Genomic DNA, 26325 nt, shown 5'->3' with positions numbered 1-26325 from the left:
TAAACGAGTTGGGCGCAATGCTTACAGTTTGTAGCCGCCGTTCAACTCCGACGCCGACGCCGGACCGACGAAATTGCGCGCAGGCGCGTGCATTTCTGCACTTCGGAGTGCAGCACTGTTCGTTGACTTACCTCTCTTCGCAGGTTGGGATGTAATTCACATCGCAAGGACGCGCAGCCACCTGACCGGCATCGCCACAGTGCACCTGCGGTCTTGATTCGGATCGATCTCCTCCCGCGTGCGCTGACATCGGCGTGTGCACGGGAGGCGGGAAAGGACTCACGCGTTGAGCCTCAGCAGTTACTTCCACGGCCCGGCGACCAGCCTGGATGATCAGATCGAGAGCTACGCCACCACGCGGGTGCCCGACAGCCAGCGCTGGCGCCGGCCCGCCATTCTGCTCGTGTTGACCGGCAATGTGACGGCGATGTTCTGGTTCGCGCTGGGCGGCCAGATGGGCTTTCTGGTGGGGTGGCCCGCTCTGCTCATCCCGATCGCGTACATGGTCATCGGTGCGACGGTCGTCGGTGCACTGGTGATGCGGATCGCCAGCCAGGAGGGCTTGTCGCTGCCGCTGCTGTCGCGGGGCTTGGGTTTCGGTGCCCGCGGGTCTGCGATCGCGTCGTTCGTCTACGCGGTGAACTACGTCTTCTACTTCATCTTCGAGGGCAGCATCGTCTCGCACGGCCTGAGCGAGATCGCGGGTATCTCAATCGATTCGGCCGGTGCGAGCGTCGTGTTCGCGATCGTCGCCCTCATCGCGTTGTACTACTCGTGGCGCGGTATGCACTCGATGAACATCCTGCAGCGCTTCGGTATGCCGATCTTCCTGATCCTGTTCGTGATCGGCATGGTCATGCTGGCCAACGGCTATGTGCTCGTCGGGCCGGGGGAGTGGGCCGTTCAGGACGGCGTGACCGCCACGGCGATGTGGCAGGCGCTGAGCCTGGCCAACGGCCAGGTGGTGTTCCAAGCGCTCATCGCCACCGACTACGGACGGTTCGTGAAGAGGTCGGTCTCGTACGCCGGTACAGCCGGGGTCATGCTCGTCGAGCTGCTGATGATCGCCGTCGTGATGGTGCTCGGTGTGTTCCTCGGTTTCACCATGATCTCGCATTTCGACGGCACTCGCGGTGAGCGGGAACTGGCCGCCACGGACCCCGGGCTGATCTTCGCGGTCGTAATGGGCGTTCTCGGCGTCATATTCGCGATCCTGACGCAGGTCCGGATCAACGTGATGAACCTGTACTCGGGCTCGCTGGCCCTGTCGAACGCGTGGGATGTGCTGTCTCCCAAGAAGATCGGCAGGCAGTGGTGGATGGTGCTGCTCGTGGTCCTTGGCGTCGTGCTGTATCCGATCAACGTGCTGCAGTACACCGACAAGTTCCTTGCGGTGACCGGCATCATGACCAACACCTGGATCTTCATCCTGCTCAGTGACTATTTCGTGTGCCGCAAACTGTTCAAGCTGGCCCCCAGCAGCCAGATCGAATACCGCGAGGGTCGGGTCAAGGACTGGAACCTGTGCGGTATGGCGGCGTTGGCGGCCGGCCTGGCCGTGGGGGCACTCGGTGTCGCAGGCGCGTATCCGATGCACTTCGCTTCGTTCGCGGCCATGCTGGTGGGGCCGATCGTCTACATCCCCCTGGCGCTCCTCACCAAGGGATCGCAGTATGGTTCACCGACGCAGGTTGCCGACGACGACGTGCCTGATGGCCGCAAGACCGAGGTGGCCGAAGCGGTCGAGTGAACCGAAGTAGTTACGGTACAGAAAGATTGACGAGATGACTGAAACACCCGCTGACGCATTGTATTACCGCGAGATCTGCGAACTGGTTGATCTGCTGGACCGCGGAGAAGTCACCGCACGGCAACTGACCCAGTCGACCCTGGATCGGATCGCCGAAGTCGATCAGCGGCTGGGTGCGTATGCGTTCGTCGCACCGGACGAAGCCATGGCCAAGGCCGTAGAATCGGACGAGCGCCGCGCGGCCGGCGCAGCGCGGGGCCCGCTCGACGGTATTCCCCTGGCCATCAAGGATATCTACGACAAGCAGGGATGGCGCACCGAAGCCGGTATGGCCGTGCGCTCCGGTCAGGTCGCGAGCAGCACCGCAACGGTCGTCGAACGCCTCGACCAAGCCGGTGCGGTGATCGTCGGCAAGGTGCACACCACCGAAGGTGTGTACACCGAACACACGCCGCCGTTCCGGGCCCCGTTGAATCCGTGGGATCCCAACCGCTGGGTCGGAGTGTCCTCCAGCGGCAGCGGCGTCGCACCGGTGGCGGGATTGTGTTACGGCGCACTGGGCTCCGACACCGGCGGATCGATCCGCATGCCGTCGGCCTCCAACGGGGCGACGGGCTTGAAGCCCACGTGGGGACGCGCCAGCCGCGCCGGTGTCGTCGAACTCGCCGCGACGCTGGATCACGTCGGCCCGATCTGCCGCTCCGCTCGCGACGCCGGGCTCATCCTCGGTGCGATCGCCGGCGCGGATCCCCGAGACCCGACGGCGTCGTTGCGGCCGGTTCCCGAGTTCAGCACCACCACACCGGCATCGCTGAGTGGTGTGCGGATAGGCATCGACCCGGAGTGGAGCTATCGCGACGTCAGCATCGACGTCGAGAAGGCGCATCAGGAGGCCGAGCAGGTGTTGCGCGACCTCGGCGCCGAACTCACCCCTGTCACGTTGCCGGATCCCACCGAGGCCATCACCGACTGGTTCGGGGTGTGTGCCGTGCAGACCGCTCGGGCACATCGTGGCCTGTATCCCGAGCGCAAGGACAGCTACGGGCCGGCGCTGAGCGAGCTCATCGATCGCGGAATCGCCATGTCCGGCATCGAGTACGACGAACTGCTGCAACGGCGATTGATCTTCAAAGGCCAGATGGAGGCCGCCCTCTCCAGCGTGGACACCGTCCTCATCCCGGCGATGTCGTTCATCGCGCCGCCGGTGGAGAAGATGATCCGGATGGACGAGGAGACGACCGCCGGAGTACACCGGTTCACCGTGCCGTTCACGTTGTCGCAGTTGCCGACCATCACGTTCCCGGGCGGCTTCACCACAACCGAAGCGGGTCATCCGTTCCCCGTCGGCCTGCAGATGGTCGGCAGCGCATTCGACGAGCGCCGACTTGTCGATGTGGTCGGCGCGTTCCAGGCCGCCACCCCGTGGAACAAACAGCATCCCAACCTGTGAGTGCCTGACTCACGCAGGTGCGGTGAGGTACGGGTTCGTCGCCACAGTCGATCGCAGGAACTGTGCGACGGCCCGCACCCGCCCGACCTGCTGCAGCTCGCGCGGGATGACCAGCCAGTAGGTGCGACGCACCGAGAACGACTCGGGCAGAACGATCTTCAGCGACGTGTCCGGCTCGCCGATGTACTGCGGCAGCGGAGCGATGCCCAACCCGCTGCGGGCCGCCGTCCAATGGCCGGTGATGTTGTTGGTCTGAACCGCTACCCGCTGCTTGTGCGGTAACGAGTCCAGTATCCGCAGTGGCGCCACGTCGAGCAGCGCATCGATGTACCAGATCAACGTGTGATCGGTCAGATCCGCCAGCTGGGATATCGGCGGAGCGGACGCGAGGTACTCCGGTGCCGCATACAGGCACAGGTCATAGCCGGCGAGCCGGTGCACCTGCACGGCACGAGGCAGCGGCTCCTCAAGCGTCACCGCGATGTCGAACTGGCGGGCCGACAGCGAACCGTGCTCCGTCGCGGTGACGAGTTCGACGTCGAGATGGGGATGGGCGCGCCGCAGTTCGACAAGTCGCGGAGCGACGACGAATGCCCCGAACCCGTCCGGCGCCACCATGCGAACCGTCCCGGTCAGTGGCCCGGCTGCCGTGGTGCGCGCGTCGTAGGCGGCGATCACGGCCGACTCGACCGATTCGGCGCGCGGCAGCAGATCCGCACCGGCCTCCGTCAGGTGCCAGCCGCCCGGTGAGCGGTCGAACAGCCTTACCCCGAACGCCTTCTCCAGCGCGGTGATTCGCCGCCCGACCGTCGTGTGATCGACCGCGAGGTTGCGGGCGGCCTCGTTGAGTCGTCCGGTGCGTGCGACTTCGAGGAAAAACCGAAGGTTGTCCGCGCTTTGCATGCGGTTAAACCTACACGTGCAATTTTGCACCGCAATGTGCAGCTTTGGCGGTTGACCAATGCATCGATGCCCATTGAGCATGGATGTATGACGGAGACCACGCACGCAGGCGAGACGCAACCGATCCCACATTGGTTGAACAACAAGCTTTTTCCGGCCCCCATCAACCTCGGCTGCCCCGAAAACAAGTGAGGACTGGCTACATGGTCACCGACATCGCACTCCCGCGCTTCGCCAAGATCGGTGCGGGTGCAATCGACGAACTCGGATCGGTTGTCGCACAGCTCGGCATCCTGCGGCCGATGCTGGTCACCGACAAGTACTTGTCGGAAACCGGTCAGGCCGAACGCCTTGTGAAGACTCTGCACGCCGCGGGGGTGGAGGCCGCCGTATTCTCCGAGACCGTGCCGGACCCGACGGTGGCGTCGCTGTCCGGCGGTCTGGATCTCGTCAAGGCCCACAACGCCGACGGCATCATCGGATTCGGTGGAGGCAGCCCGATGGACACCGCCAAGGCGCTCGCGGTGTTGTCGGCCAACGGCGGAAGCATCGCGTCCTACAAGGCGCCGAGCAGCTATACCGGACCGGCACTTCCGATCGTCGCTGTCCCGACGACGGCCGGAAGCGGTTCGGAGGCAACACAGTTCACGGTCATCACCGATGGCGAAACCGACGAGAAGATGCTGTGTCCCGGTTTGTCGTTCCTGCCGATCGCGATCGTCGTCGACTTCGAGCTGACCGTCTCGATGCCGGCTCGCCTGACCGCCGATACCGGGGTCGATGCGCTGACCCACGCCATCGAGGCGTACGTCAGCAGGCGTGCCAGTCCGTTCAGCGACGCACTCGCGCTCGCGGCCATGCGCTCGATATCGCAACACCTGCGCCGCGCCTACGCCGACGGCGCCGACCGGCAGGCTCGCGAGGCGATGATGCTGGCGTCCACGCAGGCGGGGATGGCGTTCTCCAACTCCAGCGTCGCGCTCGTGCACGGCATGAGCCGGCCCATCGGCGGACATTTCCATGTCGCGCATGGGCTTTCCAACGCCATGCTGTTGCCTGCGATCACGAAGTTCTCGATCGAATCCGCGGTGGACCGCTATGCCGATTGTGCGAAGGCGATGGGTCTCGTCGCAGAGTCCGCCGCGAGCGCCTATGCGGCAGGCGCTTTGGTGGCCGAGCTTGAGCAGCTGTGCAGGGACGTCGAGGTGCCGACTCCGCAGTCCTACGGTGTGGACAAGGACGACTGGGAGGCCCGGCTGGAACTCATGGCCGAGCAGGCGTTGGCGTCGGGGTCACCGGGCAACAACCCGCGGGTTCCCACGAAGGACGAGATCGTGGAGCTGTACCGCGAAATCTACTGAATCAAGCTGCAAGGCTGCCCTCGTCGGGAACTACCAGACGAGGGCAGCCAGATGCTGACGCGCGTAGGCGCGGACCGCGTCGTCGTCGGTCACATCGAGCACCGGTGTCGGAACTTGGGCGAGTGAGCTGGCGAGCCGGATGTGCAGTTCCGCCACGGCGAGCAGGTCGGCATCGGGCATGGTCGCACCGGCCGCCCGCAACGCCTTGGCCATGGCAGCAGACGCGCTACTCAAAAGGGTCTGCACCTCGTGGTACGCGCCGGCGACTGCGGTGAAGTCACTGTCGAGCCGGAGGAAGCGGCGCATCACGGGTTCGGTGGTGAGCAACCGCAACCCTTCGCAGAACGCCGCCACCGCGGCCTCGTTGGGGCCCGAATCTATTGCCACGGTACGCAACCGGTTCATCGCGGCGTCGAACGTGCGCCGCCCGAGCTCGGTGATCAACGTGTCACGGGTGGGAAAACGCCGGTACAGAGTCCTGCGGCTGACGCCGGCCTGCTTTGCGATCACGTCGAGGCTTGCACGGCCGAGGCCGACGAGCGCAACCTCTTCGGCAGCCGCCTTGAGAATGGCGTCTTCCTGCTCGGACTGGCTGGCGTTGCTTCGTGGCATTCGTACCAGTGTGTCAGTTGGCGGCCGGGCAGCCCAGTGGAGCGAACGAATCGAGCGCGACCGAGCGGTGCAGCCGGACCAGCTTCTCGTACTGCAGGCGGTTGTATGCCAACGGCACGAGAAGCAACCGGTCGGGTAACAGCCGCCAGGCGATCTGCAGCATTCGCGTGTACAACGCGAATTCGAGGTTGTGGCGATCTTGCCAGCGGAAGCCGGTCAACTCTCGAACTCCGGGATGCATGATCCCGAACGAACACACCTTGATCACCCGGCCGGCTCCCGGTCGGACCGCCAACCACAACGGGGTGAGAGCGAGCCGCACCGGCCCGGGGATCAACAGCGTCGGGAGCGGCAACCGCGTCAGCCCGGTCGTCACCCGATCGAGGAATTGGTTGGCCTGCAACTGGTTCTGCACCATGTCGTCGTAATAGCGAGTCGCTTCGGCATAACTCGCAGGCAGTTTCGCCGACGCCCCCGGCAACTCCAGGGCCCGAAACGCCTCGATGAGCTGACGGTACGCCGCCTCGCGTTCGGCGGGCGTCATGGTGATGCCGGTGGCGGGGGTGAACGAATGCAGGATCATGAAGATCCCACTGACCGCTATCCAATTCCACAGCCCCGGATTGAGTGCGCTGTATCGGGTTTCGGCGAAATCACCTTTGCCGGTCCCGCGCACATCGCGATGGAGCACTTTGAGGCGCTCGCCTTCGGCCGCGCGGTCCTCGGCATCGCCCCAGATCGCCAACAGCGTTGAAAACCCGCCACGTAGACCGCGGTCGAGGAAGTTCTTCTCGAAGCGCCCACTCCGATCGACGGCGGCAGCCACCGGCACCAGCGCCACCTCGTCGAACGCGGACGCGGCGAATGCTCCCGACAGGATGCTGCCCGAATGTCGGCGGAAATCCCTCAGCACATGTGGCCGCACACGATCGTTCTCGTCGGTCTCGACTGGGCCGGATTCCGCGACGGTGCTCATGGGAGCCTCCTTACTGGGCGCGTGGCACAAAGACTATCAATGTGTGCCAATGTGTCAATGGGCTCTGTGTCGGACTTGGTATCTTCGCGAGCATGGCGCGCAGTCATCGTTACGAGGTGCAGGTGACCTGGACCGGCAACACCGGCTCGGGAACCAGTGGGTACCGAGATTTCGCGCGGGATCACGAGATCGCGGGGGTCGACGTGGCCGGCAAGCCCTCGATTCCCGGAACGTCCGACCCGGCCTTTCGTGGCACTGCCGAGCGGTGGAATCCAGAGGAACTTCTGGTCGCCAGCCTGTCGCAGTGCCACATGCTGTGGTACCTGGCGCTGTGTGCGCACGCCGGCATCGTCGTGACCGCGTACAGTGATCGCCCGGTCGGGGCGATGGACGAATCCTCGGACGGCAGTGGAAAATTCACCGAGGTGACGTTGCACCCGGAAGTGACGATCGCGAACCCGGACCGGCTGGCGGATGCCAGAGACCTGCATGGGCAAGCTCATCGGATGTGCTTCATCGCCAACTCGGTGAACTTCCCGGTGCGCACCGAGCCGACGATGCGAACTTCCTCTGGCGCCTGAAGTTTTGACTATTCGCCACTGCATTTCAGCGAGGCAGGCTGTGCCGGCGGTCGTGCGCGTGTAAATTCGTGGGTAGCCGCGTACCTCGACTGGGTCAACCATGGTGTTCCTGCTGTGGCTTTCAACGTTGAACGGCCAGCCTGCGAATCTCTTGTCGCGCGCTCTCAACTACACGTGCGGACCAGATCCGCACTTCTCAAGGAAACGCTTTATGGATTCGTACAACTTGTTTTCACATTCGGAAGAGCCGGCGCGCATCGCGAATGCCGACAACTCAGTGGAGCCGGTCGCGGTGCCGATTTTCTCGGATCGCCCTAAGTCCCAGCCTCGCTCCGATGCATCTCGATCATCGTGAACGGCCTGACCGGGACACGACGTGTGGCCAGCCCCGTCCGGCTCACGCTCGCCAAGCAGGTGGGCGCCGATATCGACGGTGCTTGGTGGCCTCATACCGATTCGGTGGCGAATGAACTGCCCGAACTGGTGGGCGTGCTCCATCGGCGATTGGGCGAGATCGTCGATATCCGTATCAACTGGTCTGCCGCCGAGGGGCAGTTGGATCTGAACACGATCGTCACCGGCAACAAGTGGACGGTCGGGGCTAAAGCGCGGCGGCCCCGCTTGATGTCGGTTGCCGGCCGGGACACGTGTGTGAAGCTCCTTGTCGTTCCCTGCAAGACATCGCAGGTACTCGGGGGCTTGGTGATGCGCTGTGCCGCAGCGATGCCGGTGGACGAGTTGGCGCGGCAGACGCCATTCTTCGAAACCGCCGATTGCGTGCTGCGTGTCGCTCAGGCGGAGTCCGCTCGATGGCTGGGCCGTATGCAGAACCCGGCGGGAACACTCGCCTGAAAACGACGAATGGGCTGGTGCAGCGGGTACGCGCACCAGCCCATCATGATGTCTAGTCGATCAGATTGCAGTGACTCCGACTGCCTGGGGGCCCTTGGCTCCCTGCGTGACCTCGAACTCGACTCGCTGATTCTCCTCGAGTGACCGGAAACCGTTTCCGCTGATCTCGGAGTAGTGAACGAAGACATCCGGGGCGCCGCCGTCAGGGGCGATGAAGCCGAAGCCCTTTTCGCCGTTGAACCATTTCACAGTTCCCTGTGTCATATTTTGCTTCTCTCATTGTTCAAACTGGACGTACCAAAAACGCCCAAGAACATTATAGCAGACGACCCCCGCTGACCATAAAAAGTCTTGCGGCAGTGGAGTTTTCGTGTATGCAGCCCGCTTGGTCGATTAACTGGTCGGTACCACGCCTCGTGGCAGGATCAAGGGCAGATCGTTGTAGGTGACGATGCCCGGTGCCGCTGCCACCACCGCGGGGATGGCGTTGAGTGGAGGGGTTGCCGTCATGATATGGCCGAGCACCATGAACTCCTCCAGGGTGGTGGCCTCGAAGTCGGGCGGGGGAAGGAAGCCGACCTTCATCGTGACGGTCGGGCGGCCGGCGACCTCGATGACCCAGCCGTCCTGGTCGATCTTCCAATCAGGTTCCAGCGCTTGGCCTTTGCGCCATCGGACATTGATCTCCACCCGGGTCTGACCGTCGACGATACCTTTCCAGCTGGCATACACGCCGGCCACGCAGCCGGCCGGTATCGTCCACGAACCGAGATCGAGATCCGCTGTGGTCTGGGCATATTCGGCATCGCACCGCACCTCGTCGAGCTCGATGCCGAGCGCGTCGGCGACCATGCGTACGGCTTCGCCGAACACTCCGGTGCCGTGGGCGGTCATGGCCTGAAGGTCTGGATGGTCGATGGGTTGGCCGAAGCCGACCGGCTTTTCGGTCGCGGGGGAGTCGTAGAAGGTGGTGTCGGCCGCTTCGTTCACGGTGATCTTGTCCACGCGGTCGCAGATGCCCGCCGCGACCACCGACAGCTGGTTGACGTAGCCGGGGCTGATGCCCGAGCCGAACATCGTCGATCCGCCCCGGGCGCACGCGTCGGCGATCTTGTCGCGGCCGTTGCCCTGGTTGTGGCCGGTGATGAAGGACGCGGTCGCGACCACGTTGACGCCGGCTTCGAGAATGCGGACGAGTTCGTCGACATCGATCCACATGGGGTTGTAAACCACGACGTCCGGCTTGAGTGCGAGGAGGGCGTCGACATCGTTGGTCGCCGTGACTCCCAGCGGCTCGATGCCGCACAGCTCGCCGACATCTTTGCCGGCTTTGTCGGGCGACCAGGCGTAACAGCCGATGAGTTCCAATGTCGGGTTCTTGGCAATTGCCGCGACCGAGCTCTTGCCGACATTTCCGGTGGTCCACTGAACGACCCGGTACGGAGCACTGTTTGGCACCTGAACGACTCCCTTCGTCGGCACCCTTTCGTGCCGCACACGGATTTTTCCACGGGCGTGAGAAAACTAACACGCGATGTCAAGAGCCGGCTCACGTCACACCGCGCGTGCGGCTACTGTTGCTGCAGTGACGGCCGAGAGCGTGGACAGCACCGGCGGCGTCGACGATGGTTCAGCCCGTCGGCGCCGGGGACGCCCACGCCGGATCGACCGCGATCAGATCCTGGCGGCGGCGCGGAATATCGCCCCCGAGGATCTGACGATGCAGGCAGTCGCCGACGTGCTCGGCGTGGATCGCACGGCACTGCACTACTACGTCGGCGACCGCGACGGCCTGCTCGAACTGGTCGTCGCCGATCTGTTCGACACCGAACTGCGCTCGATCGAGTTGCCTGACGACGCGGCCTGGCAGGACGTGCTGCGCGCGTACGGCAATGCCATCCGCCAGGGCGTCCTCAAGTACGGGGCGACCGGCATGAACTTCCGGATCAGCGGCATCGGCGGTGCCGCGAGCCTCGGCCTGGCGGAACGGGTGCTGGGAGCGCTGACGGCGGCCGGTTTCGACATCGACGACGCCGGGCGCATCCTCACGCTGGTGTCCGGTATTGCCATGTCGGCTGCCCACGACGTCCTGGGGGCCGCAGACTCGCGTCTGCATCACCAGACCCCCGAAGTGGCGCGGGCGCTGGAAGACTTTGCGGCAGGCGAGTTTCCACTATTGAGCGCGGTCGTCGCCGACCGCAGTGTGCCCGGTGCTGACGATTTCGAGTTCAATCTCGCCATAGTGATCGCGGGTCTCGAACAGCGCCTCACGGCAAACCGCTGATTCGCGCCTGCCTCCGCGCGATCGGGGCCCATGCTTCAAGATGGCGGCATGGATCTCATGCCGAAAGCAGACCTGTCCGATGCGGATGTTGCCGAAGCGCTGGGACGTGCCGTCGGTGTGATCGACCTGATCCTCGACGTGTTGTCGGAGACGGATCCGCTCGGACTGCGCCGGCGTACCCACGATCGGGATTCCGCCGATTCGCTGGTGGACAGGCCGTTGAACCTGCTGGCCGGGCTGCTCGACTGTGCCGACGTTCCCGGAACCAAATCGTGGGCACGAAAGGACCGAGCCGGCCGCATTCGCTGGTGGGTGCGTCGCGTGGGCGCGCTCGACACCGTCGTCGTGGCCTTCCCCGGAGTCTTCGGCGTGCTGGCCGACCGCTTGCCGTTGCAGGATCTGTTCGGCTTCACCAACCAGGCGATCGTGTTGTGCGCGGTCGCCCGTGAGTACGGCATCACCGATCATCAGACGCAGGTGCGGCTGTTGGCGGCGGTGTTGTGCGGCCGCGAGCTCACCGATGAGGCCGGCGCCGTGCCGCCGCCCGAACCGGATGCCGATTGGTCGCAGATGTCTCTGGTCAAGAAGCTGTGGCAACTCGTCGGCATCATGAACGCGATCGGTGACGAACTCGGGAAACGGCCGCATCCGCGCCGGCTGTTCCGTTACTTCGGCATGCTGCCCTGGATCGGCGCGGTCGCCGACTACTTCGGCGAGTACGGTGCGCTGGTGCGGGCCGCAGACGCCGCTCAGATCTGGATCACGAACAACACCCGCTAGGCGTGGGTTTCGTGCTGCTGCTTCTTCTTGCCGAAGGGCAGCACGTGCATGATCGCGACGACGACGGCGCCCACGACCAATCCGATGACTGCCGACGCCGCGGTGTTGGTCAGCCACGCCAGCACCGCGCCGACGCCGGGCACCGCGTGGTGGACCCACTCCTCGGCGTGGTGAACGATGCCGTAGAGCGTGTGCCACCCGAGGGTGTCGGTGCCGACCAACAGGATGTGGCCGCCGACCCACAGCATCGCGATGGTGCCGATGATGGAGAGCGCCGACAGCAGCTTGGGCATCCCGGCGACGAGTCCGCGGCCGATCTTCTGCCCGAACCGGGATTTGCGCTGGGTCAGGCTGAGTCCGATGTCGTCCATCTTCACGATTCCCGCGACGACGCCGTAGACCGCGGCCGTGATGACGAGCGCGACCACCACGAGAATGACGAGGCGCGGCAGGAACGGCTGGTCGGCGACTTCGTTGAGCGCGATCACCATGATCTCGGCCGACAGGATGAAGTCGGTGCGGATGGCGCCCGTCACCATGAACTTCTCCGCGTCAGGTCCTTCGGTGGCAGCGGGCGCGGCGTGGGCGTCGTGGCCGGTGATCCAGCCCCATACCTTCTCGGCGCCCTCGTAGCAGAGGTAGGTCGCACCGAGCATCAGGATGGGTGTCAGGAGCATCGGCGCAAACTGGCTGAGCAGCAACGCCGCGGGCAGGATGAACACGATCTTGTTGCGCAGCGATCCGATCGCGATCCGCTTGATGATCGGCAGTTCGCGGTCGGCGGTGATCCCGTGCACGTACTGTGGCGTCACCGCGGTGTCGTCGATCACGACACCGGCGGCCTTGGCCGTCGCGCGGCCCGCTGCGGCGCCGATGTCGTCGACCGAGGCGGCCGCGAGCCGCGCCAGCGCCGCGACGTCGTCGAGAAGACCGAACAGACCAGCGCTCACCGGTGTTGTCCCTCTTCGCGCAGCGGTGTCGTCCTCATGTCTGTGAAGGCTACCGGCCTTCACATGCCGATGAGCGACTCAATCCAGCCCCGCGCGAAATACAAGACAAATCCCGCGGCGACCACCCACAGCAGCGGGCTGACCTCACGGGCCTTGCCCGCCGCCGACCGCAGCACGGCCCACGCTACGAACCCGACACCGATGCCGTTGGCGATGGAGTAGCTGAAGGCCATGGTCGCCACGGTGAGCACCACCGGCAGCGCGACCGAGAACTCGGAGATGTCGATGTGGCGGAGGTGGCTCACCATCATCGCGCCGACGATCACGAGTGCCGCCGCAGCCACCTCGGTCGGCACGATCGAGGCCAGCGGTGCGACGAACATCGCGGCCAGGAACAGCACGCCGGTGATGAGGTTGGCGAACCCGGTCCGGGCGCCCTCCTCGATGCCGGCGCCCGATTCGATGAATACCGTGTTCGACGACGCCGAGGAGGCGCCGCCGACGACGGCGCCGGTGCCCTCGACGATCAGCGCCGACCGCAGCCGCGGGAACGTACCCTGCGGGTCGGCCAGCCCGGCCTCGCGCGACAGTCCCGTCATCGTGCCCATCGCATCGAAGAAGTTCGCGAACACCAGGGTGAACACCAGCATGATCGCGGCAAGCGCACCGATGCGGCCGAAGCTGCCCATGCTGAACTCGCCGACCAGTGACAGGTCGGGCAACGCGAACGGCGAGCCGGACAGTGACGGCACCGAGAGCCCCCAGCCGCCGGGTTTGTCGACGGCCGAACCGAGATGCCAGATCGCCTCGATGATGACCGCGACGACAGTGCCGGCGACGAGTCCGATGAGGATTCCGCCGCGTACCCGGCGCGCGACCAGGATGCCGGTCACCAGAAGGGTGAACACGAACACGACCGTGGGCACCGTGTTGATCGAGCCGACGCCGCCGGTACCGAGGCCCACCGGGGGTGACGGCAGACCGGTGGAGCCGACGAAGCCGGCGTCGACGAGGCCGATGAAAAGGATGAACAGACCGATACCGGCGGTGATCGCCAGCTTGAGCTGCATCGGCACGGCGTCGAAGACCAGTCGCCGCAGGCCCGTCACCGCGAGCAGCACGATGATCAACCCGTTGATGACGACCAACCCCATCGCCTCTGGCCACGTGACCGACCCGACCACGGTGGTCGCCAGAAACGAGTTGATGCCGAGACCGGCGGCAAACGCGAACGGTAACCGCGCGAAGATGCCGAACAGGATCGTCATGACGCCCGCGGCCAGCGAGGTGGTCGCCGACACCTGAGCGAACTCCAGCCGGTTGCCGTCGACATCCGGTGCGCTGGACAGGATGACCGGATTCAGCACGATGATGTAAGCCATCGCGATGAACGTGACAAGACCACCGCGGATCTCGGCAGCGAACGTCGACCCACGCGCCGAGATTTCGAAGAAGCGATCGAGGCGATTCATAGTTGATGACCCTAAGGTGGCGCCTCGCTTCTCACCTGCCTAACAGAGTGTGTCGGACGTGACGCCGATGGAGCTCCACGGAGCGCTTGACCTGAAGTCCACTTGAGGTGTGATGCTGGCGGTTGTGCGGGAAACCTTCCGAAGTATGGAGGTTAACCCCGTGGGGCGGGCTCGGCGAGCGGATTAGGTTTTCGATCAAGGGCCCTCCAGTACGGATTTACTACCAGTGGCAGGGAGCGGGGTCATGCCAACCATCGTTGAGGCGACCGAGATTGTGGACGACGATCGACACGATCGATTCGTCCGCGACGCACTGCCGCTGCTGGACCAGTTGTACGGTGCGGCGCGTCGATACACCAGGAACCAGATCGACGCAGAAGACCTTGTCCAGGAGACGATGGTCAAGGCGTACGCCAGCTTTCACACGTACCGCGACGGCACCAACATTCGTGCCTGGCTGTTCCGGATCCTGACCAACACGTGGATCAATGCGTATCGCACCGCGCAGCGGCGACCGGACGAGGTTTTCGCCGAGGCCATTACGGATGCTCAACTTGCGGCGGTGGCGCGACGGTCGTCGGTGGAACTGGCGTCGGCCGAGCTCGCCGCACTCGAAGTGATGGGCGACGACGAGGTGCGACGTGCGGTGCAACTGTTGCCGGACTTTCAGCGAATCGTGGTGTACTACGCCGATATTGCGGGGTTCCAGTACAAGGAGATCGCGCAGATCCTCGGCGTTCCGGTGGGAACCGTGATGTCGCGGCTGCACCGAGGGCGCCGTAACCTGCGTGAGTCGCTTGCCGGGACGGCGGTGGCCCGAGGCTATGTCGGCCCACCCGAAACCGGCAGCAGCGCGGCGTAATCCGTATTCGACGGCGGTTCAGCAGGTAGCGGAATGCCTCGCCACGCCTCGCTCGTAGGCCACATCGGCCAGTAGTTCGCGCAACCGGCGACGGCCACGGTTGAGCCGCGACATCACGGTTCCGACGGGAGTTCCCATCAGCGAAGCGATTTCGCGGTACTGGTAACCCTCGACGTCGGCGTAGTACACCACCATCCGGTTCGCTGCGGGTATCGCCGCGAGGGCGTCGGCGATCTCGTCGTCGCGAAGAGCCTCCAATGCCTCGACCTCCGCCGAACGCAGACCTGCGGCGGTGTGGCCGGCCTCGGCGGAGAGTTGGCCATCGGTGAAGTCTTCGCACAGTTGCTCATTCGGGCCGCGCTGACGAGCGCGATATCTCGATACCCAGGTGTTGTACATGATGCGGAACAGCCAGGCGCGCACGTTCGACCCCTGCCGGAATGTGTGAAATCCGCTGTAGGCCTTGAGTAGCGTCTCCTGCACGAGGTCTTCGGCGTCGTACTTGTTGGGCGTGAGCCTGCGTGCTCCGCGTTCGATCTGATCGATGCAGGGAAGTATCGCCTCTACGAAATCGGTCGCCCCGCTCGGATCGGCCGTTCGTGGCTCGCACTCCGCATGCATGGCGCGACCTCCGACTTTGTATAGAAAACCTATGCATAAGTGTAGTTCATCTATGTAGCCAGAATCCACTCCACCGGGGTGTGAGTCCGGCAACTCCGGTCGTCCGAACTGCTGCGGAATGCTCCGCGTACAGCGATTTTGTAGGGAGTTCACAGGAAATAGACCCAGGCTGCAGGCTGTTGTCGGCGTGTGTAAAGTTCCTCAACGCTGTACATAGGTATACGAACTAATTCGCCGAGCCCGCGCCAATCGAACCTCAAGACGGCTGCTCGGACGTGTTCGGGTGGTCGGGAGGTGTCGGGTGAGCAGTAGTCTGCGGTCTCGCATGGTCAAGCGAGCGTGGATCCCCGTGGTCCTCGTCGTCGCGCTGGCCATCTCGGGCCTCGTGGTCTCGCGGCTGCACAAGATGTTCGGATCCGAGGATCTGAACGCCAACGCGGGCGCCGGCATCGAGATCGTCCAGTTCAATCCGAAAGTCTTGGTGTACGACGTCTACGGCCCACCGGGCACGAGCGCTCAGATCAGTTACTTCGACCCCGACGCCAAAGTCCATCAGGTCACGGCGAGCCTTCCGTGGTCGATCACGCTGTCGACGACGCTGCCGACAGTCAGCGCGAACCTGATGGCGCGGAGCGACAGTGATCAGATCGGCTGTCGTGTCACGGTGAACGGCGTTGTCCGCGAGGAGAAATCAGCAGATGGTGTCAATGCCCAAACGTACTGCCTGGTGAAGTCGGCATGACGAAACCCGCTCATGCACAGCAGAACCGGCCGATCGTCGCACATGGTCTGCGCATCCTGGCCATTCCCATCATCATCTTCTGGGTCGCGTTCGCCGTCGTGGTGAACGTGATCGCCCCGCAGCTCGAGATCGTCGGCGAGGAGCACTCCGCGCCGATGGCGCCCGAAGACGCGCCGTCGATGATCGCCATGCACCGCATGGGGGAGAACTTCCACGAGTTCGACTCCAACAGCACCGTCATGGTCGTCGTCGAGGGGCAGGACGCCCTTGGGCCCGATGCGCACAAGTACTACGACGAGATCATCCGCAAACTGCGCGAGGATCCCGAGCACATCCAGCACATCCAGGACTTCTGGGGCGACACGCTCACGGCGGCCGGCGCGCAGAGCGCGGACGGCAAGGCGTCCTACGTGATGCTGAATCTGGCTGGGCAGCAGGGGCAGACGTTGGCCAACGAAGGTGTGCAGAAGGTCCGCGAGGTCATCGAGGACACCCCGGCTCCGCCAGGCGTTCGGGCCTATGTCGCCGGACCGGCAGCCCTGACCGATGACATGCACGTCATCGGCAACGCCAGCCTCGGAAAGATCACGCTGTTCACCCTGGTGGCCATCGCGATCATGCTACTGATCGTCTATCGGTCGATCATCACCACATTGATCCAGTTGGTGTTGACGGGTGTGGGGTTGCTCGCGTCGCGCGGTCTCATCTCGGTGTTGGCGACCCACGACGTGTTCGGCCTGACCACGTTCGCGGGCAACATCCTCACGATGCTGGCGATAGCTGCGGCCACCGACTACGGCATCTTCCTGTTCGGTCGTTACCGTGAGGCGCGCAGTGCGGGCGAGGACCGGGAAACCGCCTACTACACCACGTTCCGGTCGGTGGCACCGGTCATCATCGGGTCGGGCCTGACGATCGCGGGTGCCACCTACTGCCTGAGCTTCGCCCGGCTGCCGTACTTCAGCACGATGGGCGCACCGGTCGCGATCGGCATGCTCGTCGTCATCGCGTCCGCGGTCACCATGGGTCCGGCTGTTCTGTTCCTGGGCAGCAAGGTCGGCTTGTATGAAGCGAAACGCGCGGCCAAGGGCCGGTTCTGGTACAAGGTCGGTACCGCGGTCGTCCGCTGGCCGGCCCCGATCCTCGTCGCCAGCGCGTTCGTCGTGCTGATCGGCGTGGTGGCCGTTCCCGGTTACAAACCCGCGTACAACGATCGTTGGTATCTGCCGACGGATGCGCCGGTGAACGTCGGATTCGCCGCCGCGGACCGGCATTTCACGCAGGCCCGGATGAATCCGGACATCCTGATGGTCGAGTCCGAGCACGACATGCGCAACCCCGCCGACATGCTGGTGCTGGACCGCGTTGCCAAGAACATTTTGCACACCGAAGGTATCGCGATGGTGCAGAGCATCACCCGGCCGCTCGGTATTCCGATCCAGCACAGCTCGATTCCGTTCCAGACCAGCATCCAAGGCCAGACGAGCAATCTGAATCTGCCGTTCCAGCGGGAACAGTTGTCCAACCAGCTCAGGATGGTCGATGCGATGAACGTCTCGATCGACATCCTGGAGCAGCAGTATCAGCTGTCGCTGCAACAGACACAGCTCACTCAGGACTCGGCGGCCAAGTCGCAAGAGCTCCTCGAGGTCACGAAGAAGATGCGGGACAACATCGCGAACTTCGATGACCAGTTCCGGCCCCTGCGCAATTACTTCTACTGGGAACCGCACTGTTTCGACATACCCATGTGTTCGGCCGCGAGGTCGGTTTTCGATGCCCTCGACGGTATCGACGAGCTCACCGACATCACTGGGTCGGTACAGGTCAACACTGATCAATTGGCCGATCTGGCACCAAAACTCACTGCGCTCCTTCCGCAGACGATCGCGTCGATGAAAACCAGCAGGGACCTGTCGCTGGCGTCGTACAACTCGCAGAAGGCCCTGCTCGACCAGATGCAGGCGATGAACGACACCGCGCTGGCGATGGGGCAGAGCTTCGACGACGCGAAGAACGACGACCTGTTCTACCTGCCGCCGGAGGCTTTTCAGAACCTGGACTTCGAACGCGGCCTGAAGATGTTCCTGTCGCCCGACGGCAAGTCCGCGCGGATGTTCATCACTCACCAGACCGATCCCGCGACGCCCGACGGCATCGCGCGAGTCAACGCCGAGCGCACCGCCGCGCAAGAGGGCCTGAAGATGTCCTCGCTGTCGGACGCGAAAATCTTCCTCGGCGGCGTCGCGGCGACGTACAAGGATATGAGCGACGGCGCTCGCTACGACCTGATGATCGCTGTGGTGTCAGCATTGACGCTGATCTTCATGATCATGCTGATCCTCACCCGCAGCGCCGTGGCGGCCCTCGTCATCGTCGGTACCGCGGCCAGTTCGATCGCGGCATCCTTCGGTATCTCGGTGCTGCTGTGGCAGGACCTGCTCGCTATCCACGTGCACTGGCTGGTCATGTTGATGTCGGTGATCATCCTGTTGGCGGTCGGGTCGGACTACAACCTGTTGCTGGTGTCCCGGTTCAAGGAGGAGATCCACGCCGGGCTCAAGACGGGCATCATCCGATCCATGGGCGGCACCGGCGGCGTGGTGACCTCGGCGGGTCTGGTGTTCGCGGCCACCATGGCCGCGATGCTCGGCAGTGACCTGGTCGTGTTGGCGCAGATGGGCTCGACGATCGCGATCGGTCTGCTTCTGGACACGCTGATCGTGCGCTCGCTCCTGATGCCGTCGATCGCGACCTTGCTCGGCCGGTGGTTCTGGTGGCCGCAGGTCGTCTATCCCCGCGGCGACAACCACTTCCGCAAGCCGCAGCGGCAGCAGCGCGACGACGACGAGGACACCGCGGCCATCCCGGTGCCGAGCTAGATCACACCGGCCTCACCAGCACCTGCCAGGAAAGCGGGGATGGGTTGGAGATGCGATATCACCGGCGATAGCGCACTTCCGAGCGTTGGCACTGTGCGCCGAGATCAGACGGATTTGCCGTTCATGACGGCGACGGCAGCGGTGCGGCCCAGTGTCCCTGGTCGAGCCAGTCGCGGAGCTGTGCGGCCGACCCGGCGTCTTCGATCGGCCCGAACATCAACGCTGGGCCGGTTGGGGTGCGATCGAATGCGCACGGTTGCACCAACACCATCACGCCGTCGGTCCGGCCCACGCAGCGGATCTGATCCAACAGGCACCCGGATGAGATCAGCATGCCGTGCGGCGCGCGGCGCACCGCCGCGCGTAACTCGTCGAGCACGGATTCCGCCGAGCTGCAACGGCTACAGACAACAGCGGTGAAACCTGCGGTCGGGTATGGCATTTCAGCTCCTGTCGACTACATGCGCTGCGACGGTCGCATCGGCCCAGCCGACGAGCAACCGGCCCGTGGCATCCCACCCGACGGCCGTTGCGGGTGATGCCCGGTTCAACGAGTCCAGCGGTGTCAGCGGATGGCCGGGAATCGCGGCGCGTGGCGACCACACCGCTGCCCGGCCACCCTCGGAGGTTGCGGCGAGCAGGCCACCGTCGGCCGACCACGCGATCGCCGTGACCACGGCGTCGTCACCGCGCAGGATCCGCGGCGTGCTGCCACGCGGACCGCGCCCGGTGAAGTCCCAAACGGTCACATCGGAGCCGCCTCCAGAGGCCAGCAGCGCCGAGTCGGGTGAGTACGCCAGTGCGGTGATCTTCGTCGGATACCCGGACATGGCGAGTTCGTCACCACGCCGGCCGATCCGCCAAACATGCAGCGTCGCATCTTGATTGCCGCTGGCCGCCCACTTCCGGTCCGGGCTCACGGCGAGGGTCAGCAGTGAACCGGTGAACGGCAACACGTCCGGCGCCGAACCGCGGGTGACCGGATGGATGTGCACGCCGCCGTAGGCGGCACTGGCCACGCGACGGTTCACCCATGCGACGCCGGTGACGGTGCTCGAGTGCTGGGCGCTGAAGAGTTCGGTGCCGGCGGAGTCGAGCACGACGGTGGTCCGCCCGACGCCGGCGGCCAGTCTCGACCCGTCGAAACTCCATGCGACCGAGGCGCACCAACCACCGCGGTGCCCGCCGATGACAGCGCCGGCCGCGTCGAGCACGTCCACGCCGTGTATCGATCCGACGGCGACACGGTCGCCGGTTGGGGACCACGCCACCGTCAGGCAGCCGAGCGAAACCTCTTGTCGCGACTCGATGACCCCGTCGGCCGCGAGAATCGTCACCGAACCTTCGGCCCCCGCGACCGCGATCCGGCCGTGCGGCGAGGCCGCAAGCGCCGCGACCGCGTCGTCGACACCCACGCGCCAGGTGTCACCGGCCAGCACCGACGGACTCACCGGGCCACCAGGCACGACCGGAAACCGGACTCGAGTTCGTCGCGATCCAGATTGCGGCCGATGAACACGAGCCGGTTGGTGCGTGGCTCGCCGTCACGCCACGGCCGGCCTTCCGTGCCGTCGAACAACATGTGCACGCCCTGGAAGACGTACTGCCGGGACTGTTCGGCCAGGGCCAGGATGCCTTTGCTGCGGAAGATGTCAACACCCTTGGTGGACAACAGTTCTCCGAGCCACGCGTTCAGCTTCTCGACGTCGACATCGCCATCGAGCCGGATACCCACCGAGGTGACCGTCTGGTCGTGCTGGTGATCGCTCTCTTCCAGGAACGCGGGGTCGTCGGTGAGAACCCGCTGCAGATCGAACGCCCCGACATCGAGGATCCGGTCGAGTTCGACCTTCGCATTCTGGGCGTGCACGATCTCGGCACCGCTGTTGATACCGCGTAGCCGCGCTTCGACGACACCGAGATGATCAGCGCTGACAAGGTCGACTTTGTTGAGGATCATCCGGTCGGCGAAGGCCACCTGCTCGATCGCCTCGTTCTCGACGTCTGCGGGTTTGGCGTCGTCGAGGTGGTCGAGGACATGTGCGGCGTCGACCATGGTGACGATCGCGTCAAGCCTCAACTGGCTTCGTATCTCGTCGTCGACGAAGAACGTCTGAGCGACCGGCGCCGGGTCGGCGAGCCCGGTGGTCTCGATGAGGATGTGGTCGAAGCGGTCTCGCCGGCGCATCAGCGCGCCGAGGATGCGGATGAGATCGCCGCGCACCGTGCAGCAGATACAGCCGTTGTTCATCTCGAAGATCTCTTCCTCGGCATCGAGGACGAGGCCGTCGTCGATCCCGACCTCGCCGAACTCGTTCTCGATCACCGCGATTCGTCTGCCGTGCTGCTCGGTGAGGATGCGGTTGACCAGCGTGGTCTTGCCGGCACCGAGAAATCCGGTGATGACGGTGACGGGTACCCGATCGTCAGTTGTGGTCGGCATGGTCGTGTCCTTCCGGGTGCTCGGTGATGAGGCGTTGCAGGTCGGTGACAGCGATGTCGGCAGTGGGTTTGGGGATTTTCCACGTGGTTCTTCGGCTGGAGAGGACCGCAACCACGGTCTCCACGGGCGGACAGCCCGGTTCGGCGCAGGCCAGCTGCTGGACGAGCACCGTGGTGTCGCGCGGGATGTCGAGAGTCGTCCGCACAACGGCTTTGAGGTCGTCGACATGCGCGGCTGATGCTCTGGGTGCGGTCGAGCGCGCATTCCCTCCGGGGTTCACCAGGCCGGCCATCGCACCATCCTTACTGAAAACGATTATCATTAACGTAGCATGTCGCCCCGGAGGCCGTCTTCCGCCCTCCCGCTTTACATATCTGCCGTCAAGTGTCACGGTGAGGGGTATGGACTTCTCCACGGTCGAGTTGTCGCCTGACGACCAGGCGTTCCAGCGCGAGTTGCGCGACTTTCTGGCTGCGACCGTCACCGACGAGGTCCTCGCCCGTGATCGGGAGACCGGGGAGAACTTCGACGAGGGCGTGCATCTCGCGCTCGGGGGCGCCGGATACCTGGCCGCGGACTACCGCTCGGCGGCCGACGGTGGTTTCAGTGCGGTGCGCCGCCGCATCTGGGAACTCGAGATCGGGCGGGCGCACACGCCGTGGTTCCACTGGGGCACGACCGCGATGGTCGCGCACACGGTGGAACAATTCGCGTCCGCCGAGTTGGTCGACGAGGTGCTGCCCGGCGTGCTGGCCGGCCGGCTGCGGCTGTGCCTGGGCTATACCGAACCCGAGGGCGGCTCGGACGTGGCCACCTGCAAGACCCGTGCCGTGCGGGACGGTGCGGACTGGATCATCAACGGCTCCAAGATGTTCACGTCCAACGCGCACAACGCGCAGTACGTCTTTTTGGTGACCAACACGGATCCCGAGGCGCCCAAGCACAAGAGCCTCACGATGTTCCTGGTACCGCTCGACGCGCCGGGTGTCGAGATCCAGGGCATTCGCACGGTCGACGGCGACCGCACCAACATCACGTACTACAGCGATGTCCGGGTCGCTGACCGGTACCGCGTCGGAGAGGTCAACGCCGGGTGGGCCGTCCTGCGCGGGGCGCTCGACGTCGAACACGGGACGTTCGAAAGAGACGCCGCGGGCCTCCAGAAGATCGCGACGATGACCGAACACATCACGCTGATGGCCGAAGCGGTGGATCGGGTTGCGGCAGCGGTTCCGGACGACGAGGCGGCGAGATACCGGCTCGGCCGCGGAGTCGCCCGACTGGAAGCGGCGATGAGCACGCCGCAGATGTACGGGCGAGTCGCGATCGCCCAGACCATGCGTGACGTCTCGCCCGATCTCATGGACATCCTCGGTCCGGCCGGATCATTGACGGACGGCGTCGAATACATCTTCCGGCTCGCCGGTCCGACGGGAATCTACGGCGGCACACTCGAAGTGTTCCGCAACATGATCGCCCAACATGGGCTCGGCCTGGGCAAGCCGAATTATTCGCCGCCTGCCGCAAAGCAAACGCACTGACTGACGAGAACGAGTGTCGCTGAGGCGGCCCCTTCCCGCCGACCGGTAACGGTGTTACTCTGACGCTACGGTAACGGTGTTACTGGCGGCAGGAGGCAACGAGTGGGCATGGTCGACCGCCGGAAGCGTGGCCTTGAAGTTTTCCGTGACGTCATGACCGCGCCGGTGCCCGACGATGACAGCCCTGTCGCCGATGGGCTGCTCGACTTCGTGTTCGCCGAGATCTGGACCCGCCCGGGTCTGAGCCGCCGTGATCGACGGTTCGTGACGCTGGCGTGTGTGGCCGCGGCAGATGCGCAAGAACCCCTCGAGCAACACGTCTATGCCGCGCTCAACAGTGGCGACATCTCGATCACCGAAATGCGCGAGGCAGTCTTGCATTTCGCGGTGTATGCCGGCTGGCCAAAAGCGTCGCGGTTCAACATTGTGGTCGACCTGCAATGGCAACGCATCCTCGACGAGCGTGGCGAGTCTGCGGCACCGCCCGAACCGCTGCTGCCGTTGCCCACCGAAAGTGATCCCGAGAAACGGCTGCAGGGCGGCGAGAAGACCTTCATCGAGGTCAACTGCATCCCCTTTGCGCCGTTGCGCGACAACCCCTATCAGGGGGCAGGCATTCTCAACTTCGTCTTCGGTGAGATGTGGCAGCGCCCGGGGCTGGGGATGAAAGAACGGCGCTTGATCACTGTGGCGTGCGTGGCTTTTCAGGACGCGGAGATTCCCATCCTGTCGCACGTGTACGCGGCGCTGAAGAGCGGCGACGTATCGTTCGACGAAATGGACGAGCTCGCACTGCATTTCGCGGCCTACTACGGGTGGCCCAAAGGTAGTCACCTCAACCAGGTCGTCGCCGATCAGAAGCAACGTGTCATCGCTGAAGGTGGCCCCAACACATCGGACGCGGCCTGAGGCTCCACGGCACCCCGCCCGATCGCCTGAGTACCCTGATCGGGTGAACTTCTTCGACAAGGCCCTTGACCTCGATTCCACTGATGAAGGGCACTTGCGAGGGCACACGCTGCCGGAATGGGCGAACATGGTGGGCCCGTTCGGCGGCATCACCGCTGCCACCCTGGTGCGAGCCATCGAAGCCCAGCCCGACGTGCACGGTCAACCTGTCGCGCTCACAGTGAACTACCTGGCCCCGATTGCCGATGGCGACTTCGACATCCACACCAGGGCAGTCAAGACCAACCGCTCGAATCAGCACTGGATCGTCGAGTTGAGCCAGGACGGTGAACCGAAGACCTCGGCCACGGCGGTGTTCGGGCTGCGTCGCGATACGTGGGCGGACACCGAGATCACTGCGCCGCGGGCGCCGGCGCCTGAGGAGATCGAGCGAGCGCAATCCCCGTTCGGCGTGGTGTGGTTCGACAACTACGACCTCCGGTTCGTCGACGGCGCGATGCCCGTCGACGGCGCGGCGTCCGACTCCTCGACCACGACGCTGTGGGTGCGCAACAATCCGCCCAGGCCAATGGATTTCGCGTCGCTCACCGCGGTCAGTGACATCTTCTACCCGCGAGCGTTCCTCCGCCGCGGCCAGTTCATGCCCGCCGGCACCATATCGATGACGGTGTACTTCCACGCCGACCCCGACGAGATCGCTGCCCAGGGTGACGGTTTCGTGCTGGCGACGGCGCGGGCACAGCGATTCTCCCGCGGATATTTCGACCAGTCCGCGCAACTGTGGGGCCACAACGGCACGCTCTTGGCCACCACGCACCAGATCGTCTACTTCAAGGATTAGGCGTCACTGCGGGTGTAGCGATTGCAGCGCGATCCAGGCACTGACCCTGGTCTGCGGATCATCGAGCTTTCCCGGCAGAAGTGCCTCGATCGCGTCGAGCCGGTTGCGGACGGTGTTGCGATGCAGCCCAAGCTCTTCGGCGACCTTGAGGCGTGAACCGTGGTGGCGCAGAAAGCAGCGCAGCGTCTCGAGCTGTTCAGAATCCAAACCAGAGAGCCACGATTCGGCGAACGCAGTGGCCCGATCCGGATCGATTAGCCCCAGCGGGCCGCCGTCGACGACGCGATCCCAGACAACGATGCCCGCGGTCGGGGTGGTCTGAGCGAGTGCGAGACCGGCAGTCCGGTAGCCGGTCTCGCCGTCCTGCAACGAAACCGCCCCGCCGATCCCGACCTGCAAGCCGGCGTCGACCAGGCCGGCGCCGAGGGCTTCGGCCTTGTCGGGTGGCGCCACCGCGCACACCTCGTCGGCGTACGGGGCCGCCAGGATCCCCCGGTGCTCAAGGGCGGGCAGCGCGTCGCGGCGGTCTGATTCGCTTCCACTGGCCCGCAGGAACCGGACCCGCTCGGTGAGGGTGGGCGCCGGCGCGTCCAGATCGAGCACCAATCGTGCTGTCCTGGAATCGTTTCCGGTAAGCAGCTCGATCGCCCTGCTGCGCACGTGCCGACGGGTCGCGGCACGGCTGCGCTGCTGCTCGTCGACGAGCCCCAGAACCGCGACCGCCGTGGTCACCGCATGGCGTTGCCCGTCGGAGAGCCGGGTGGGGCCGGTCGTCGCGAGGTAGGTCGACGGCCTGCCACGTAACCCGATGGGGTGCACCGAAACCGACATCGCGGGCCGCGACTGGGCGGCGGCCGACCGCAAGCCGTGGGCCTGCAACCGTCGTACATCGGCGGCCACCTCGTCGAGCGGGAAGTCGGCGCGCCGCGGGCCCACCGGGCCAGTGAGGACCCGCCCGTCCGGCGTCAACAGGCACGCCGCGCCGCCGACCGCCTGCGCGAGCGCGGTGACGACCGCGGCCGCCGGGTCCGACTTGGCCGCTGCCGAGATCAGGCGACGCTGAGTCTTGAAGGCTTCGCGGGCCGCGATCGATTCCTGCTCTTGCAGTAGGTGGGCAACGTGGCGGCTGATCGCGACGAATGTGGTGCGCCGCGGCACCTCGAACAGGTTCACCCCGTGCTTGCGGCAGGCGTCGACGAGTTCGCCGGGCATCCGTGCGTGGGTGAGCCCGATGCCAAGGCCCACCGCCGACACCGCGGCTCCGGCGAGCCGGCCGATGTACTCATCCCACTCGTCGTGCCAGGCGCCGGTCTCGAGTCCGGTCGTGAGCAGTACCTCACCGCCTTCGAGGAAAGGCGCGGGATCGGGGAGTTCGCTCGTGGCCACCCACCGGATGTCGGCATCGGTGCGGCAGACGTGGACGCCGCGCAATCCGAGCGCCTTCGCGGCCAGGATGTTGCCGACGGTCACCATGGTGACAGTTTTGCACATTTTATATCTACGCGATTGTGCG

At 64.9% G+C, this 26325-nt stretch carries 26 protein-coding genes; 13 read left to right on the top strand and 13 right to left on the bottom strand.

From position 1 onward, the window contains the following. Positions 1 to 286 precede the first annotated feature (286 nt). Together ACOI2T_RS33250 and ACOI2T_RS33245 are read left to right on the top strand one after the other, a co-directional pair. Complete coding sequence (locus ACOI2T_RS33250; RefSeq protein WP_409505142.1) at positions 287 to 1750, top strand: purine-cytosine permease family protein; 1464 nt, start codon at positions 287 to 289, stop codon at positions 1748 to 1750. Between the two features lie 34 nt (positions 1751 to 1784). Further along, the gene (locus ACOI2T_RS33245; RefSeq protein WP_409505141.1) at positions 1785 to 3200 is read left to right on the top strand and encodes an amidase; all 1416 of its coding nucleotides are present in this window, start codon (positions 1785 to 1787) and stop codon (positions 3198 to 3200) included. 9 nt (positions 3201 to 3209) lie between these two features. Here ACOI2T_RS33245 and ACOI2T_RS33240 read toward each other — a convergent pair whose 3' ends face one another. Further along, on the bottom strand, positions 3210 to 4103 hold the full coding sequence (locus tag ACOI2T_RS33240) for a LysR family transcriptional regulator (RefSeq protein WP_409505140.1): 894 nt from the start codon (positions 4101 to 4103) through the stop codon (positions 3210 to 3212). A gap of 203 nt (positions 4104 to 4306) precedes the next feature. Here ACOI2T_RS33240 and ACOI2T_RS33235 point away from each other — a divergent pair, with 203 nt between their 5' ends. Beyond that, on the top strand, positions 4307 to 5464 hold the full coding sequence (locus tag ACOI2T_RS33235; RefSeq protein WP_409505139.1) for an iron-containing alcohol dehydrogenase: 1158 nt from the start codon (positions 4307 to 4309) through the stop codon (positions 5462 to 5464). Positions 5465 to 5494: 30 nt separating this feature from the next. Here the strand turns inward: ACOI2T_RS33235 and ACOI2T_RS33230 are convergent, their stop codons facing one another. Together ACOI2T_RS33230 and ACOI2T_RS33225 are read right to left on the bottom strand one after the other, a co-directional pair. Then, complete coding sequence (locus tag ACOI2T_RS33230; protein ID WP_067858266.1) at positions 5495 to 6076, bottom strand: TetR/AcrR family transcriptional regulator; 582 nt, start codon at positions 6074 to 6076, stop codon at positions 5495 to 5497. Positions 6077 to 6089: 13 nt separating this feature from the next. Continuing rightward, complete coding sequence (locus tag ACOI2T_RS33225; protein ID WP_409505138.1) at positions 6090 to 7052, bottom strand: oxygenase MpaB family protein; 963 nt, start codon at positions 7050 to 7052, stop codon at positions 6090 to 6092. 92 nt (positions 7053 to 7144) lie between these two features. Between ACOI2T_RS33225 and ACOI2T_RS33220 the strand changes: the two genes are divergently transcribed. Then, positions 7145 to 7633 (top strand): OsmC family protein, encoded by a 489-nt coding sequence (locus tag ACOI2T_RS33220; protein WP_409505137.1) that lies wholly within the window; start codon positions 7145 to 7147, stop codon positions 7631 to 7633. 351 nt (positions 7634 to 7984) lie between these two features. Next, positions 7985 to 8485, top strand: coding sequence for a DUF5994 family protein (locus tag ACOI2T_RS33215; protein ID WP_409505136.1), 501 nt, complete (start codon positions 7985 to 7987; stop codon positions 8483 to 8485). A 60-nt stretch (positions 8486 to 8545) separates the two neighbouring features. On the opposite strand, the gene ACOI2T_RS33210 is transcribed toward ACOI2T_RS33215, so the two are convergent. Together ACOI2T_RS33210 and ACOI2T_RS33205 are read right to left on the bottom strand one after the other, a co-directional pair. After that, positions 8546 to 8749, bottom strand: coding sequence for a cold-shock protein (locus ACOI2T_RS33210; RefSeq protein WP_067858278.1), 204 nt, complete (start codon positions 8747 to 8749; stop codon positions 8546 to 8548). A gap of 129 nt (positions 8750 to 8878) precedes the next feature. Continuing rightward, on the bottom strand, positions 8879 to 9943 hold the full coding sequence (locus ACOI2T_RS33205) for an NAD(P)H-dependent amine dehydrogenase family protein (RefSeq protein ID WP_409505135.1): 1065 nt from the start codon (positions 9941 to 9943) through the stop codon (positions 8879 to 8881). 127 nt (positions 9944 to 10070) lie between these two features. On the opposite strand from ACOI2T_RS33205, the gene ACOI2T_RS33200 reads away from it, so the two are divergent. Together ACOI2T_RS33200 and ACOI2T_RS33195 are read left to right on the top strand one after the other, a co-directional pair. Further along, positions 10071 to 10769: a TetR/AcrR family transcriptional regulator gene (locus tag ACOI2T_RS33200; RefSeq protein WP_234791037.1), complete on the top strand. Its 699-nt coding sequence runs from the start codon at positions 10071 to 10073 to the stop codon at positions 10767 to 10769. A gap of 48 nt (positions 10770 to 10817) precedes the next feature. Further along, a complete protein-coding gene (locus ACOI2T_RS33195) occupies positions 10818 to 11549 on the top strand; it encodes a hypothetical protein (RefSeq protein ID WP_067858423.1) in 732 nt (243 codons plus the stop codon). Here the strand turns inward: ACOI2T_RS33195 and ACOI2T_RS33190 are convergent. After that, positions 11546 to 12499 (bottom strand): DUF808 domain-containing protein, encoded by a 954-nt coding sequence (locus ACOI2T_RS33190; RefSeq protein WP_067858285.1) that lies wholly within the window; start codon positions 12497 to 12499, stop codon positions 11546 to 11548. The two genes, ACOI2T_RS33195 and ACOI2T_RS33190, sit on opposite strands and share 4 nt — an antisense overlap. Before the next feature lie 59 nt (positions 12500 to 12558). After that, positions 12559 to 13971 (bottom strand): NCS2 family permease, encoded by a 1413-nt coding sequence (locus ACOI2T_RS33185; protein ID WP_409505134.1) that lies wholly within the window; start codon positions 13969 to 13971, stop codon positions 12559 to 12561. A 244-nt stretch (positions 13972 to 14215) separates the two neighbouring features. Here ACOI2T_RS33185 and ACOI2T_RS33180 point away from each other — a divergent pair, with 244 nt between their 5' ends. Continuing rightward, positions 14216 to 14833: a sigma-70 family RNA polymerase sigma factor gene (locus tag ACOI2T_RS33180; RefSeq protein WP_067858291.1), complete on the top strand. Its 618-nt coding sequence runs from the start codon at positions 14216 to 14218 to the stop codon at positions 14831 to 14833. An 18-nt stretch (positions 14834 to 14851) separates the two neighbouring features. On the opposite strand, the gene ACOI2T_RS33175 is transcribed toward ACOI2T_RS33180, so the two are convergent. Beyond that, a complete protein-coding gene (locus ACOI2T_RS33175) occupies positions 14852 to 15454 on the bottom strand; it encodes a sigma-70 family RNA polymerase sigma factor (RefSeq protein ID WP_409505133.1) in 603 nt (200 codons plus the stop codon). Between the two features lie 325 nt (positions 15455 to 15779). Here ACOI2T_RS33175 and ACOI2T_RS33170 point away from each other — a divergent pair, with 325 nt between their 5' ends. Beyond that, complete coding sequence (locus ACOI2T_RS33170) at positions 15780 to 16196, top strand: MmpS family transport accessory protein (RefSeq protein ID WP_409505132.1); 417 nt, start codon at positions 15780 to 15782, stop codon at positions 16194 to 16196. Beyond that, positions 16193 to 19078: an MMPL/RND family transporter gene (locus ACOI2T_RS33165; protein ID WP_409505131.1), complete on the top strand. Its 2886-nt coding sequence runs from the start codon at positions 16193 to 16195 to the stop codon at positions 19076 to 19078. Before ACOI2T_RS33170 ends, ACOI2T_RS33165 begins: the two co-directional genes overlap by 4 nt. Positions 19079 to 19199: 121 nt before the next feature. Here ACOI2T_RS33165 and ACOI2T_RS33160 read toward each other — a convergent pair whose 3' ends face one another. Genes ACOI2T_RS33160 through ACOI2T_RS33145 form a run of 4 tightly spaced genes read right to left on the bottom strand, consistent with a single transcriptional unit; the run spans position 19200 to position 21813 of the window. Further along, a complete protein-coding gene (locus ACOI2T_RS33160; protein ID WP_409505130.1) occupies positions 19200 to 19520 on the bottom strand; it encodes a hypothetical protein in 321 nt (106 codons plus the stop codon). A gap of 1 nt (position 19521) precedes the next feature. Then, positions 19522 to 20529 carry a WD40 repeat domain-containing protein gene (locus tag ACOI2T_RS33155; RefSeq protein ID WP_409505129.1) on the bottom strand — a complete coding sequence of 336 codons (1008 nt, stop codon included), beginning with the start codon at positions 20527 to 20529 and terminating at the stop codon, positions 19522 to 19524. Next, complete coding sequence (locus ACOI2T_RS33150) at positions 20526 to 21521, bottom strand: CobW family GTP-binding protein (protein WP_085146286.1); 996 nt, start codon at positions 21519 to 21521, stop codon at positions 20526 to 20528. Before ACOI2T_RS33150 ends, ACOI2T_RS33155 begins: the two co-directional genes overlap by 4 nt. Next, positions 21505 to 21813 carry a hypothetical protein gene (locus tag ACOI2T_RS33145; RefSeq protein WP_409505128.1) on the bottom strand — a complete coding sequence of 103 codons (309 nt, stop codon included), beginning with the start codon at positions 21811 to 21813 and terminating at the stop codon, positions 21505 to 21507. The genes ACOI2T_RS33150 and ACOI2T_RS33145 overlap by 17 nt, the downstream gene beginning before the upstream one ends. A gap of 109 nt (positions 21814 to 21922) precedes the next feature. Between ACOI2T_RS33145 and ACOI2T_RS33140 the strand changes: the two genes are divergently transcribed. The 3 genes from ACOI2T_RS33140 (at position 21923) to ACOI2T_RS33130 (ending at position 24812) form a co-directional block, all read left to right on the top strand. After that, the gene (locus tag ACOI2T_RS33140; protein WP_409505127.1) at positions 21923 to 23062 is read left to right on the top strand and encodes an acyl-CoA dehydrogenase family protein; all 1140 of its coding nucleotides are present in this window, start codon (positions 21923 to 21925) and stop codon (positions 23060 to 23062) included. 108 nt (positions 23063 to 23170) lie between these two features. After that, positions 23171 to 23971 carry a carboxymuconolactone decarboxylase family protein gene (locus tag ACOI2T_RS33135; RefSeq protein ID WP_409505126.1) on the top strand — a complete coding sequence of 267 codons (801 nt, stop codon included), beginning with the start codon at positions 23171 to 23173 and terminating at the stop codon, positions 23969 to 23971. 43 nt (positions 23972 to 24014) lie between these two features. Continuing rightward, positions 24015 to 24812, top strand: coding sequence for an acyl-CoA thioesterase (locus ACOI2T_RS33130; RefSeq protein ID WP_409505125.1), 798 nt, complete (start codon positions 24015 to 24017; stop codon positions 24810 to 24812). Positions 24813 to 24815: 3 nt separating this feature from the next. On the opposite strand, the gene ACOI2T_RS33125 is transcribed toward ACOI2T_RS33130, so the two are convergent. Then, positions 24816 to 26285 carry a PucR family transcriptional regulator gene (locus tag ACOI2T_RS33125; protein ID WP_409505124.1) on the bottom strand — a complete coding sequence of 490 codons (1470 nt, stop codon included), beginning with the start codon at positions 26283 to 26285 and terminating at the stop codon, positions 24816 to 24818. Positions 26286 to 26325: the final 40 nt, after the last annotated feature.

Source organism: Mycolicibacterium wolinskyi str. Jessa 2025, assembly GCF_049241375.1.
Taxonomy (GTDB): domain Bacteria; phylum Actinomycetota; class Actinomycetes; order Mycobacteriales; family Mycobacteriaceae; genus Mycobacterium; species Mycobacterium wolinskyi.
The sequence above is the reverse complement of the archived record's forward strand: the minus strand, read 5'-3'. Positions and strand labels throughout refer to the sequence as shown.